General features: G+C 64.4%; 11 protein-coding genes. 6 read left to right on the forward strand and 5 right to left on the reverse strand.

The window, feature by feature from the left end; translation table 11 throughout:
- Positions 1–280 precede the first annotated feature (280 nt).
- Entirely contained in the window at positions 281–1120 is an 840-nt protein-coding gene (locus ASG79_RS06520) for a hypothetical protein (RefSeq protein ID WP_056389471.1), read from the reverse strand.
- A 356-nt stretch (positions 1121–1476) separates the two neighbouring features.
- On the opposite strand from ASG79_RS06520, the gene ASG79_RS06525 reads away from it, so the two are divergent.
- The 6 genes from ASG79_RS06525 (at position 1477) to ASG79_RS06550 (ending at position 7916) form a co-directional block, all read left to right on the forward strand.
- Positions 1477–2301, forward strand: coding sequence for an SDR family NAD(P)-dependent oxidoreductase (locus ASG79_RS06525; RefSeq protein ID WP_056389475.1), 825 nt, complete (start codon positions 1477–1479; stop codon positions 2299–2301).
- Between the two features lie 40 nt (positions 2302–2341).
- Positions 2342–3793, forward strand: coding sequence for an aldehyde dehydrogenase family protein (locus ASG79_RS06530; RefSeq protein ID WP_056389478.1), 1452 nt, complete (start codon positions 2342–2344; stop codon positions 3791–3793).
- Between the two features lie 32 nt (positions 3794–3825).
- On the forward strand, positions 3826–4617 hold the full coding sequence (locus tag ASG79_RS06535; RefSeq protein WP_056389481.1) for an HpcH/HpaI aldolase family protein: 792 nt from the start codon (positions 3826–3828) through the stop codon (positions 4615–4617).
- A 28-nt stretch (positions 4618–4645) separates the two neighbouring features.
- Positions 4646–5632: a ketopantoate reductase family protein gene (locus ASG79_RS06540; RefSeq protein ID WP_056389485.1), complete on the forward strand. Its 987-nt coding sequence runs from the start codon at positions 4646–4648 to the stop codon at positions 5630–5632.
- Between the two features lie 782 nt (positions 5633–6414).
- On the forward strand, positions 6415–6648 hold the full coding sequence (locus ASG79_RS24035; RefSeq protein ID WP_235509754.1) for a MarR family winged helix-turn-helix transcriptional regulator: 234 nt from the start codon (positions 6415–6417) through the stop codon (positions 6646–6648).
- Complete coding sequence (locus ASG79_RS06550) at positions 6645–7916, forward strand: MFS transporter (RefSeq protein ID WP_056389486.1); 1272 nt, start codon at positions 6645–6647, stop codon at positions 7914–7916. Before ASG79_RS24035 ends, ASG79_RS06550 begins: the two co-directional genes overlap by 4 nt.
- Positions 7917–8265: 349 nt before the next feature.
- Here ASG79_RS06550 and ASG79_RS06555 read toward each other — a convergent pair whose 3' ends face one another.
- From ASG79_RS06555 to ASG79_RS06570, 4 genes are read right to left on the reverse strand one after another with little or no spacing between them, the layout of a single operon-like run.
- Positions 8266–8811, reverse strand: a complete 546-nt coding sequence (locus tag ASG79_RS06555) for a hypothetical protein (RefSeq protein WP_056389488.1) — start codon at positions 8809–8811, stop codon at positions 8266–8268.
- A gap of 11 nt (positions 8812–8822) precedes the next feature.
- On the reverse strand, positions 8823–10301 hold the full coding sequence (locus ASG79_RS06560) for a mannitol dehydrogenase family protein (protein ID WP_056389489.1): 1479 nt from the start codon (positions 10299–10301) through the stop codon (positions 8823–8825).
- 3 nt (positions 10302–10304) lie between these two features.
- Positions 10305–11300, reverse strand: a complete 996-nt coding sequence (locus ASG79_RS06565; protein WP_056389492.1) for a carbohydrate kinase family protein — start codon at positions 11298–11300, stop codon at positions 10305–10307.
- 43 nt (positions 11301–11343) lie between these two features.
- Entirely contained in the window at positions 11344–12405 is a 1062-nt protein-coding gene (locus ASG79_RS06570; RefSeq protein WP_056389495.1) for an NAD(P)-dependent alcohol dehydrogenase, read from the reverse strand.
- Positions 12406–12423: the final 18 nt, after the last annotated feature.

Here is a 12423-nt window from a genome sequence, read left to right on the forward strand (position 1 = left end):
GTCCGGCGCGACGTCGATGTCCAGCAGGCCGCACTGGCCGTCCAACAGGCAGCAGCGACCATATCAAACCGCCTGATGGAGAACCAGCACCGGTCATGACCGCCAAATGAACTCATGCCGCCCGTCCCCCAGCAACCCGGAACCCTCGCAGTTCATGTGCGTCGCAAGGCTGGCCATTCCAAAGGGCGTGCTGATTTGCAGGGCAAGGGCGTAGTCAGGGGCCTGGCCGCGTGGGCGAGCCCCACGGGCCAACACGTTCACCGTGTTGGCCCGTAGCGGCTTAGAACGTGTGCAGCACTACTCGCAGGAACTCGGTTGGTTCGATGGCTTCGACGGGAACGGGGCCTTCGTTGGCGAGGAATTCATATGCGGTCTCGGGACCGTACTTCTCGCCACCCGAAGTGACCTGGCCGTTGAGCTGGAACAGGACTTCGATGGAGGGATGCTGACCCGCCTGGTAGACCGCGCCGGCGTCCAAGCGCAGGAACCCGGTGCGCAGGTTGCGTTCAGTGAAACTGCCCAGCCGCTTTTCCCAAACACCCTGGTCACCCTGGGGCGACCAGTCGTAGGCTGCAGGGTTCATCGCGATGACGTCTTCATACCGCGGGGTCGCGAATTCAAGCTTGCCGCCCGTAGCACGTTCGAAGATCGCCTGGGAGCCGTCCATGACCTGCTCATCGCCGTTGGCGTCGGTGTAGTGGTACTTTCCCTTTTTGAATTCGCCGGTCTTTTCCAATTCGGCATTCGTGGCCTCGCGCTGGGCAGCGGACAGGTAGCCCTGGCCGCTCGCGCCGCCGCACTGGAGGACCAGGGTCCGAAGGCCCTCGGCACGCTCCTGGGGGCCATAGTAGACACTTTCGGGGAAGTACCCCACCCACCCTTCTTCCAGGACGTCATTCTCGGTATATGGCAGTTGCCCCTGAATGACATAGCGGATCTGGTCGAAGGTGTGCCGATGGCGGGGGGTCCGCCAACCGCCACCGCCGGTCTGGCCCATGTTGAGGTCGTAATTGTTCGGCGAACCGTCTTCGCCGACCAGCAGGTGCTTCTGCTCCAATACTCCCTCCCGCATGGATCCAACTGCTTCGCTGCCGGTTTCTGCTGCTTTGCTTACGCGCATCTTCCCTACTCCTTACAAAGTGGATACATCCTGCGGCAAAAGCCGAAGGGGGCTGCGGAGTCCGGATCGCCGGCTGTCGTTTACATCCGCGAAGGACCGGCCGCGATATTGACAGTATCCCATATGGCAGGATATTGTCTATAAGGAGAGCAGGGGCCCGCCCTGCTGCCTCACCTTGAGGGCCGCCTCATCGAGGATGCCCGCGATGCTAACGATGCCCAGACCATGGGAGAACGTTTATTGCCGGCGCCTGGAGGGGCCCCAGGGAGAGGCGTTAGTGCAGTCGGCCAGGAGGGTAGGCCCCTCCATCAGTGTCTGCACGCCCACTACGACACGCGACGCCACGAGGATCGACTATGACGACGACAACCCTGACACACACTCCACAGGACTCCGGCGTGCCGGCGTCGGCACGGGACTTCAGCGTCCATGAACGGGTGGTGCTGATCACCGGCGCCGCCCAGGGCATCGGCCGGGAACTTGCGCGCCAGTTCGCCGCCGCCGGAGCCTTTTCCGTGGTCGCGGACCTGAATTTCGACAAGGCCAAGGCAGTGGTCAAGGAGATTCATGACGCCGGTGGAACCGGTTTTGCCGTCAAGGTGGACGTGTCGGACGAGACGTCCGTCACATCGATGGTCGAGGCGGTGATGGAAAAATGCAGCCGGATCGATGTGCTGATCAATAACGCATCGATCTTCGCGACGATCGAGAAGGGGCCGTTCGATCAGATCCCCATGGCACAGTGGGAACAGGTCCTCAAGGTCAACGTCACCGGGAGCTACCTGTGCGTTCGGGCAGTCGCTGCCCATATGCGCGCGGCGGGCTTCGGACGCATCATCAACATTTCATCCGACTCGGTCACCCGGGGCATCGGCAACTACCTGCACTACGTCACCTCCAAGTCAGCATTGATTGGCATGACCAATGCGTTGGCGCGGGAGCTGGGCGGCGACGGGATTACCGTCAACTGTGTACGGCCGGGCATGATCGCCACGGAAGTTGAGCGCACAGTCAACCCCACCATCGAGGTCCGTGAGCGCGCCGCGTCGCAGCAGTGCATCCCCCGCGGAATGGTCCCCACTGACCTGGTCGGCATCATGTTCTTCCTCGCCACACCGGCTTCGGCGTTCATCACGGGCCAGACCATCGCCTGCGACGGCGGCTACACCCACAGCAGCTAACCCACCGGACAAGCCCTACAAGCCTGAGGAGAACTCCAGCATGGAGCAGTACCCGCACCTTTACATCAACGGCCAATGGACTGAACCGACGGACCCCCGCGAGGTGGAGCTCATCGACCCCACCCGCGAGGAAGCCTTCGCCCGGGTCACTCTGGGAAGCGCAGCGGATGTGGACCGCGCGGTTGCCGCGGCCCGGAAGGCGTTCAAGAGCTTTTCCACGACCTCGGTGGACGAGCGGATCGCGCTCATCGACCGCATCATCGACGTCTACGAGTCGCACAGCGAAGAGTTCTCCGAATTGATCGCGCGCGAGGTCGGTATTCCGGTCAGCAACCGTGCCCAGGTCACCGGCCCACTCCAGCATATTAGGGTCGCCCGCGACATCCTGCGCGAGTACCCCTTTGAGTCGCGGATCGGCGGCGCCATTGTCCGTCGCGAGCCGATCGGGGTCTGCGCGCTGATCTCCCCGTGGAACTGGCCCGTCCAGACCGGAGTCATCAAGATCATCTACGGACTTGCTGCCGGCTGCACGATCATCGCCAAACCCAGCATGAACTCCGCCGCGAGCGGCACACTGCTGGCCCAGGTGCTGCACGAGGCGGGAGTACCGGCGGGCGTGTTCAACCTGGTGAACGGTACCGGGCGCATTGTGGGAGACGCGCTCTCCCGCCACCCGGATGTGGACATGATCTCCTTCACGGGTTCAACCGCCGCCGGCCGGCAGGTCGGAGCCGCCGCAGCAGACACCGTGAAACGCGTCTCACTCGAACTCGGGGGAAAGTCAGCCAACATTGTGCTGCCCGACGCCGATCTCGAAGAGGCCGCGCGGTGGAACATCCAACGCTCGTTCCTCAATGCCGGTCAGTCCTGTCATGCCCCCGCCCGCATGCTCGTGCACGAAAGCCAGGTGGAGCAGGTAGTGCCCTTCCTCATCGACGAGGCACAGCGCTATCGCTTGGGTGACCCTCTGCAGAGCTCGACGACCATGGGCCCGGTCGTCAGTGCTGACCAGTTCAAATCGATCAGGGATTTCATCCAAACCGGCATCGATGAGGGCGCCGACCTCGTCACCGGTGGGCTTGAGCGCCCTGAGGGGCTGGACCGGGGCTATTTCGTGAAACCGACGGTGTTCACGGGAGTTACCCCGGACATGACAATCGCCCGGGAGGAGATCTTCGGCCCCGTCCTGGCCGTCATGCCCTACCGTGACGAGGACGACGCCGTCCGGATCGCCAACGATTCGCCCTACGGGCTGGGAGGCTATGTCTTCGGTGGCGATCGGCGGAGTGCCCGGCGCGTCGTGAACGCGCTGCGGGCCGGACGTATCAGCTACAACGGCGCAGCGACGGATTCGTACACGCCCATGGGCGGATACAAGCAGTCCGGCATCGGCCGCTCGATGGGCAGGTTCGGGCTCGAAGAATATCTCGAGATCAAGTCCGTGTACGGGTTCGAGGACGAAGCGCAAGCGTTACCGACTCTGTTCGGCTGAAAACATCCGACTCGATCAGGAGACCACAGAAAATGAACACCGAAGCCACTCCCCTGCTGCGCAATCGTGCCAAAGAGAAGTTATCAAAAGGCGAACGGGTGTACTCCATGACCGTTCGACTGGTACGCACTGTCGACATCGCCTCCATCGCCCACACGGCGGGGTTCGACTCCGTCTACATTGACCTGGAGCACAGCAGTTTCTCCCTGGAGGCCGCGGGTCAGATCTGCATGGCCTGCAATTCCCTGGGCGTCACTCCCCTCGTCCGAGTCCCCGGCCTGGACCCATCCTTCATTGCCAGGGTCATGGATTCAGGGGCCATGGGCATCATCGTCCCCGGCGTAGAGTCCGCCGAAGAGGCCCGCACCTTGGTCCGCGCTGTCAAGCACGCGCCCTTGGGTGGGAGGTCCTTGGCTGGGGCCGCGCCCCAACTGCACTACCGGGCCCTCCCCGCCGATCAACTCGTCCGTGAGCTCGATCAGGCCTCCATGGTGGTACCGATGATTGAGTCCCAGGCCGGCCTTGACGCGGTGGAAGCCATCGCCGCAGTAGACGGTGTGGACATGATCCTCGTGGGTGCCAGCGACCTCAGCGTCGAGCTGGGGGTCGCGGGGCAACTCGACCACCCGCGGGTGCACGAGGCATACCTCAAGGTAATCAAGGCCTGCCAAGCGAACGGAAAGTTCGTGGGCATCGGCGGCCTGGGCGGGCGTCCGGATCTTATCCGTCAATACCTGGATCTCGGTGCCGGCTTTGTCTCCACCGGCAATGACATCTCTTTCCTCAGCACCGCCGCAGCACAAAAGCGCCAGCAGTTCGAATGACCGACTTATCACAGGACAGGAAGCACATATGAAAATCTGCGTATATGGAGCAGGAGCTGTGGGAGGGCACATCGCCGGACGGCTCGCGGGGAGCCAAGCCGAGGTCTCAGTGATCGCCCGCGGTGAGCAACTGACCGCGATCCGGGAACATGGGCTGCGGGTCGAAACCCGTGACGCAGTGCTGGTTTCCCATCCGGCCGCAACTGACCGGCCGGCCGAGCTGGAACCCCAGGACATTGTCATCGTCGCGGTCAAAGCCCCGTCCCTGCCGACCATCACCAAGGACATAGGTTCCCTGCTCCACAAGGACAGTTTGGTGCTGTTTGTCATGAACGGCATCCCTTGGTGGTACTTCCACTCTCACGGCGGAGACCTGGACAACACCCGTCTTCGACGGCTGGATCCCGAGAGCACCCTGTGGGACCGCATCGGCCCGCAGCGCGCCGTGGGTGCCGTCGCCTACACCGCCTGCAGCGTGATCGCACCAGGGGTAATTCGCGCCGCGAATCCCGTGAACCGTCTGATCGTAGGACGCCCTGATGGTCGCTCGGACGCGAGGCTCGACGCACTGGCGTCGCTCCTGAACCCCAGTGGCCTGGAAGTCACCGTGACGCCGAAGATCCGTGACGCGGTCTGGGCCAAACTACTGATGAACCTGATTGGGGGTTCTTTGGCCGTCCTCACAGCCTCGCCGATGAAGGATGCCCTGGACAAGGCCGCCGTTGCCGGCACCGCCAAGGCGATGGCCGCTGAGGGTGCCGCCATCGCCCGTGCCCTGGGCTGCGATCCGGGCGATCCCTACGAAGGCTTGAGCAAGCTGGCGAAGTCCGGCCATCTGCAGAGCATCGCCCAGGACTTGTTGGCCGGCCGACCCATGGAGATCGACGCCATGTTCCGAGTCCCCCTTGACCTGGCGGAACTGGCGCAGGTCCCGACCCCCAACCTCGACCTGATGATCGAACTGGCCACCCAGCGCGCACGTGCCGCAGGGCTGTACCACGACACCAGCAGATGACATGGCATGTGCGCTGGGTTGAGCGTGCCAGGGACTTAGCTCCCGCCCTCCGCTCACTCACCACGAAGCACGTCATTCCAGGCCGTCCGGCGTGCTGCCCCAGAGGCGTCATTAAGCGGACCGCGGGCCAACGAAGCCCTCACTCCATCGAACACTCCATCGAAAAGGACATTGTACCTTGCCAAAGGAACCCAGCGCACCGGAGAACTGGGCGGGCCTGCGACCAGGTGATCGCGTCGTGGTCTCAGAATCTGCGCAATTCTCATATGAAGCAACGATCGACGTCCTTACCGAGGACGCACGTGTCGTCTGGGTACTTCCTGAATCAGGCGATATCCGCCGTGCCTTTGACTGTAGAGAAGAAATCACCATTCGCAGGATGGGCGACAGCTTCTGAGACTCCTCGGCGCCGCTCTTAGGCAGTCCGTCCCCTTCCGCAGGTGCCCTTCAAGCCGCCGGGGCCTCCCTTCTCGCAACCGGGGAGGTTCCGGCATCCACATCGATTGGCGTGAAAGCACCGATCATTAGCGAACGGACCGTGCGTGACCTGTTCCCGCATCATCCCGAGACAACATAAAGGTTTCTCCAAACAGGAGAGCCTCAAACGGAATGTTCTGCTCATTCACCACCTGACTGCGAGGAGGCGCACGTCCTGGAGGCTCAGTGTCGAGGCGGCCGGTGACGTAATCACATCCCGCCCATACACGGTCCTGGGCCAGCCGCGCAACGTCCCGCAAGCTCCTCGCAAACCAGTCGAAGGCAAACACGTACAGGCGCCCTCAATGACCCGTATAGTCAAGGCCCTCACAGATCAGGGCTTCGCCACCTGGACAGTCCACCCCGGGGACGGACGCCAGGTCCAGGCGGGGATCACCCCTGCGGGTAAGGCGGTTTTCACGGAAGCCCGCGAACAGCGCACCACCCGTTTGGCCCAATGGATGGCCCGGTTAAGCGAAGACGACCGCCTCATCCTCCGCCACGCCAGACACAGCATGCAGCAATTGAGCGCGAAATGAGCGCCATGTTCCGGTCTCTCGAGAACCGGAACTACCGGTTGTGGGCCGGAGGGGCGCTCGTGTCCAACATCGGCACCTGGATGCAGCGGGTGGCACAGGACTGGCTCGTGCTGACCGTCCTCACCGACCACTCCGGCACTGCCGTCGGCATCACCACCGGCCTGCAGTTCCTCCCGATGCTGCTCCTTGGCCCCTATGGCGGAGTCCTTGCCGACCGTTTCCCGAAACGAATGCTCCTGCTGTGGACACAGACAGCCCTGGGCCTCTGCGGGCTGGCAGTGGGCCTTCTGGTGGTGACCGGAGCGGCACAGCTCTGGCACATCTATGCAGCCGCCCTTTGTATGGGAATGGCCAGCGCCGTTGACGGGCCAGTCCGCCTCGCCTTCGTCTCAGAACTAGTGGGCCGGGAACACCTTGCCAACGCCGTTTCTTTGAACTCCGTATCGTTCAACACAGCCCAGCTCACCGGACCCGCTATAGCCGGGGCGCTCATTGGATGGATCGGTACCGCACCGGTCTTCCTCCTCAACGCAGCCAGCTTCGCGGCGGTCCTGCTCTCCTTGTGGCGGATCCGCACCGCTGACCTGACCCCCGCTCTTCCAGCAACCCGTAACAAACACCAAGTGGCCGAGGCCCTGGGCTACGTGCGCCAGCGCCCGGATCTGGTCATCATTCTCTCCATGGTGGGAATCCTCGGCGCGTTCGGCATGAACTTCCCCATCACCAACGCACTCATGACCACGGCCGAATTCCGAATGGGCCCCGGAGAATTCGGCCTCCTCGGCTCGATCATGGCTGTAGGGACCCTTGCCGGGGCGCTCCTCGCGGCCCGCAGGTCCGGCCCGAGGCTGCGTTTCCTCCTCGGCGGAGCCTTGGGACTCGGGTTCTTCACCCTGATAGCCAGCATCTCGCCCTCGTTCTGGCTCTACGCAGCAATCCTGGTTCCCATAGGCATGGCCTCCATCACCTTCCTCAACAGCAGCAACACCAGCCTCCAACTCTCCGTTGACCCACAGTTCCGCGGCCGGGTGCTTGCACTCTACCTCGCCGTCCTCCAGGGCGGGACAGCCCTCGGCGCACCGCTAATGGGATGGATCGGAACGGAATTCGGCGCCCGCTGGGCCGTGGCCACCGGCGGCACCATCGTGCTGCTGACAGGCCTCTACGCCGTAATCGCGATCAGCAGAAACAGCCCACTGACCTTCCCCGCGCAGCTGAAGACCGCATTCCCCGGTAAGAACGCAACCCGCAACTCCTTTAACCCCTAAAGCCAGAAGCCTCGCCGCCCTTGGAGCCGTACGTCCGGAACCAGCTTGGCGGGGGCACGCTTTGGTTCCGGTGGGCGGATCCCTCTTCGCTTGCATGTCGCATTTGCAGAAGGGGCCACGGGGGTCCAGGAGCACCGTGATGTGGTGGTCTCCGTGTCCACCAGAGACACTGATTCCCGTAGCTCCGTCGAGGTGCAGGGTTCCCATGTCCGCCACAGCGCCTCCACCTGGGACGGGGGTTCCCGCGGAACGGTGGACCGGGCGCTGGAGTCGGATCGGGCGCCGACGTATCAGCGGGCGGCCGGTGTTTCGGGTTTTGCTGTGTTTGCGCCCAGGGTACCGCGACGTACTAGGCCAACGGAATCCCGAGGAGCTGTTGCTGTAGGCGCAGGCGGTTCTCAAGGACGTGGATGTTGCCGAGCGCAATCGTGCCGCGCGAGAAAGCAGCCATCCCGGATACGGCGGCGGCCAAGGCACTGATCAGGAAGAAGGCCAGGACTTCGGCGTACATCAGCATCCCGTAGAGGTCCATTATCAGTGCGGTCCAGGTGAGGGCGGGCACGCAGCGCAGCGCGGTTCTAAGGAGGAACCGATGATGGGCAAGCTCGCCGCTCCAGTCGCTGAAGAGGCTTGCCAGGGGCAGCGTCCCCGTGCGGAGGGCGTATCTAAACGCCTCTGTATGTTCCCTCGGCAACGCGCGGCGATGTTCGCGGCCTGTCGGTCGCCGGACCATCAGGAGAAGGCCGCCACCAATGAGAGCAAAGGCCTCGGAGAGGTGCTCCAGGACGGTGGTGCCCGGGTGCAGCTCCAGCAGCACCAGCACGCAGCAGGGCAGGGCAAAGACGGCTGCTCCGACGGGGGCCCGTGGCCCGGCGAAGCCAACTTTCCTGAGCATGGGACTTCCTCCTAGGACCGTGCTGTCAGGGATTCCAAGGCGTACCTCGCCCCTCCCGTGTGGAGGTCGGCCAGTGCTGCCTGGTAGGCGGCGGCAAAGCGGTCGTTGACGGCGAGATCGCCGAACAGGTCCCGATTGGCGATGAAGGCCCGGGACTCTTCGTGCTGCCGCGCCGCCGCTGCCATCAAGGCGGGCTTGAGACGGTCGACGATGTCAATCGGGTTTCCCTGTTCGTCACGGCCTTCGGCATACCGGGCCCAACTGGCAACGATGGCGGCGGAACGATGGATGCCACCGCCGTTTTCGAGGTTGATGCGGATCACCGGCAGGAGCCATTTGGGAATCCGGTCCGAGCTCTCGGCGCAGAGACGGGCCAGGGTGTCACGGACATGTTCGTTCGAGAACCGTTCAATAAGGGTCCGTTTATAGGCGGTGAGGTTGATACCCGGCACCGGTGCAAGCGTAGGGGTTGCTTCCTTGTCCATATAGTCAAGCAGGAACTGCGCAAACGGCGGATCCTGGGCCACCTCGTGCGCGTAGCGGTACCCGGCGAGGTAGCCGAAGTAGCACATGCCCTGGTGGCTGGCATTCAGCAGGCGAAGCTTCATCAGTTCATACGGCTCCACATCCTCCACGAGCTGCACTCCGGCCTCCTCGAAGGGCGGACGCCCCAGGCTGAACTTATCCTCCAGGACCCACTGTTCGAACGGTTCGCAGACCACCGGCCAGGCGTCCTCCACTCCGAACTCCTCCGTGACTGCAGCCCGGTCGGCGTCGGTGGTGACCGGTGTGATGCGGTCCACCATGCTGTTGGGAAACGGGACGTTCTTGGCCACCCACGTGCCCAGTTCCGGGTCTTTGAGGGTTGCGAATGCCGTGAACATCCTGCGCGCCACGTCCCCGTTGCCCTGGATGTTGTCGCAGGACATCACGGTGAAGGGCGCCAGGCCCCGGGCACGACGGCGGGACAGGGCTTCGGTGACCAGGCCGAAGGTGGTCCGGGGTGCTGCACCGCGCTCAAGGTCGTGGACGACGTCGGGATTCCCGGCGTCGAACTCGCCGGTGACGTGGTGGAAGTTGTACCCGCCCTCGGTGACGGTCAGCGAAACGATCCGGACGGCGTCGGACGCCATCTTCTCGATGACGGCCTCGGGATCGTCGGGCGCAAAGAGGTATTCGATGATTGACCCGATGACGCGTCCTTCGCGGGTTCCGTCCGGTTTCTTCACCAGCAGGGTGTAGAGGCAGTCCTGGCTGTCCATGACCTGCTTCATGCGGGCGTCGCCCGGCAGCACCCCCACGCCGCAGATGGCCCAGTCATGGGCCTGCCCGGCGTTCATCAGCCGGTCCAGGTACATCGCCTGGTGGGCGCGGTGGAAGCCGCCGACACCGAAATGAACGATCCCCGTCGTGAGCCCGGACCGGTCATATCCCGGGGTGGACAGGGTCTGCGGCAGGGCGGCAAGGGAGCCGTTGCGAAGCGTGGTCACCTGTCAGTCCTTCCCGGCCGTATGGGAGGTAATCGGGTCCAGTTCATCGGACGACGGCGGATTGGCGCCGGGCCGGGAGCAGGTGATTGCGGCTGCCCTGTTCGCGTACGCGGCCAGGGCAGTCAACTCCGGGCGGCCGATGGCAGCCAGATGGGGGCGGGCGGCGGCTCCGAGGGCGTCCAGCTGCGCGAGCCCCGAAATCAGGGCTGCCATGAAAGAGTCCCCCGCGCCCACGGTATCGGCCACGTCGATCCGCCAGCCCGGAAGCTCTACGCGGTCCCGGCAAGTTAGGAGCACCGGCCCGTCTGCGCCCCTGGTCAGGGCAGCCACAGCCGGCCCGAGGTCCAGCCAGGCCGCCAGGGATTCCTCCGGCGCCCGGTCCGGGTAGAGCCAGCTCAGGTCCTCGTCGCTGGCTTTGACGATGTCGCTCGCGGCAACGAACTCTTCCACCTGCCGACGGGCCATGTCATGGTCCGGGGTGAGCGCGGGTCTGCAGTTGGGATCGAAGCTGACGGTGGCGTGGGAGCGGGCGGACTCGATCAGGTTGCGGACCGCGGCTTCACCGGGGGACAGGACTGCCGCGATGGACCCGGTGTGCACATGCGTGGAGGCTTCGACCGCTGCTAGCGCCGGGATGGCTGCTCCGTTAATGTCCCAGGTGACATCGAAGGCGTACGTTGCCGCGCCGTCCCGGCCCAGTGTTGCCGTTGCCGTTGAGGTGCGGGCCGCGCCTCCCCGAACCGAGGCAATGCCATTAGACTGCAGGTGCCTTTCGATCATCAGCCCGTGTGCGTCGTCGTCGTAATGTGTCACCAGGCTTGTGGATAGGCCCAGCCGTGCGGTTCCCACTGCCACGTTCAGGGGGCTGCCGCCCGGATGTTCCTGGCGGCCGGCGGTTCCCCAGTGCGGGTCATCGATGACGTCTATAAGGGACTCGCCGATTACGGTGACCAGGGGACCGCCGGCCGCGAAATCCGGTGCGTTGGAGGGTGTTGGCATGGCTGCTTCCTTGCAGTGTTCTTTGTGGGATTTGGGGGCGCCGTCAGCGGCCTGGGTAAACCACGGCCTTGAGCTGTCCGGGCTGCTTGCCTGCTTTGAGGGCCTCTTCGGAGTCGGACAGGGGGAACTTTCCGGTGACCAGGATGTCCAGGTCCACTTTGCCGTCGGCGATCAGCTGGATGGCCAGCGGCCAGGTATTCGTGTAACGGAACACGCCGGAGAGCCAGATCTCCCGGTTCTGGATGAAGGAGACTGGGAGTTCCACATCGTCCGCGCCGAGTCCCACCAGGATGACGCGCCCCGCGGGGGCCACCGCCTTGATCCCGGAACGGACCGCCTGAGGTGCGCCGGAAGCGTCAATGAACGCGTCGACGTCGAGCCCTTCCACGCTGTCCGTCTTCGCGTTCAGCGCGTGCGTGGCCCCGTGCTCAAGCGCGAAGGCGAGCCGGTCTTCGGCGATGTCGCTGATGTAGATCTCGGTGGCGCCGAACGCCCGCGCGGCCTGGGCGGCGATGATGCCGATGGGGCCGGCGCCGGCGATCAGTACCCGGCTGCCGGGCCGGATTTCTGCGCGCTGGCAGGCCCACAGGCCCACGGAGAGCGGTTCGATCAGGGCGGCGGCCTCGTCGCTGACGCTGTCGGGGATGTCGTAGGCGAAGTCGGACTGGATGGTCACGTATTCGGCGAACGCGCCGTCCACCGGCGGGGTGGCGTAGAACTCGATATCCGGGCACAGGTTGTAGCGGCCGGCTTTGCATTGCTTGCAGGTGCGGCAGGGGCGTTGGGGTTCGACGGCAACCCGGCGGCCGGCCCGCGACGGGTCCACGGCACTGCCGACGGCGGCGATCCGGCCTGACAGTTCGTGGCCCAGAATCAGCGGGTGGTCCACCACGTAGGGGCCGATCCGGCCGTGCTCGTAGTAATGAACGTCGCTGCCGCAGACGCCGACGGCGGCCACCTGCACCAGGACCTGGTCGGCGTCGAGCTGCGGGACGGGAAGTGTTTCCAGGGCCATGTCGCCCTGGCTCTTGAGGATGGCGGCGCGCATCGTCTGTGGAAGCGCTGACCCCTCGGCGTGCTGGGTCTGGGCAGTGGGTGTTGTCATGTGAAGTATTCCTCCGGG

Source organism: Arthrobacter sp. Soil761, from assembly GCF_001428325.1.
In the GTDB taxonomy this organism is placed as follows: domain Bacteria; phylum Actinomycetota; class Actinomycetes; order Actinomycetales; family Micrococcaceae; genus Arthrobacter.

Coding starts and splice junctions, on each gene's coding strand:
- ASG79_RS06535 (WP_056389481.1), top strand. CDS start 3,826: ATGAACACCGAAGCCACTCCCCTGCTGCGCAATCGTGCCAAAGAGAAG.
- ASG79_RS06525 (WP_056389475.1), top strand. CDS start 1,477: ATGACGACGACAACCCTGACACACACTCCACAGGACTCCGGCGTGCCG.
- ASG79_RS06565 (WP_056389492.1), bottom strand. CDS start 11,300: ATGCCAACACCCTCCAACGCACCGGATTTCGCGGCCGGCGGTCCCCTG.
- ASG79_RS06520 (WP_056389471.1), bottom strand. CDS start 1,120: ATGCGCGTAAGCAAAGCAGCAGAAACCGGCAGCGAAGCAGTTGGATCC.
- ASG79_RS06550 (WP_056389486.1), top strand. CDS start 6,645: ATGAGCGCCATGTTCCGGTCTCTCGAGAACCGGAACTACCGGTTGTGG.
- ASG79_RS06540 (WP_056389485.1), top strand. CDS start 4,646: ATGAAAATCTGCGTATATGGAGCAGGAGCTGTGGGAGGGCACATCGCC.
- ASG79_RS06555 (WP_056389488.1), bottom strand. CDS start 8,811: ATGCTCAGGAAAGTTGGCTTCGCCGGGCCACGGGCCCCCGTCGGAGCA.
- ASG79_RS06570 (WP_056389495.1), bottom strand. CDS start 12,405: ATGACAACACCCACTGCCCAGACCCAGCACGCCGAGGGGTCAGCGCTT.
- ASG79_RS24035 (WP_235509754.1), top strand. CDS start 6,415: ATGACCCGTATAGTCAAGGCCCTCACAGATCAGGGCTTCGCCACCTGG.
- ASG79_RS06530 (WP_056389478.1), top strand. CDS start 2,342: ATGGAGCAGTACCCGCACCTTTACATCAACGGCCAATGGACTGAACCG.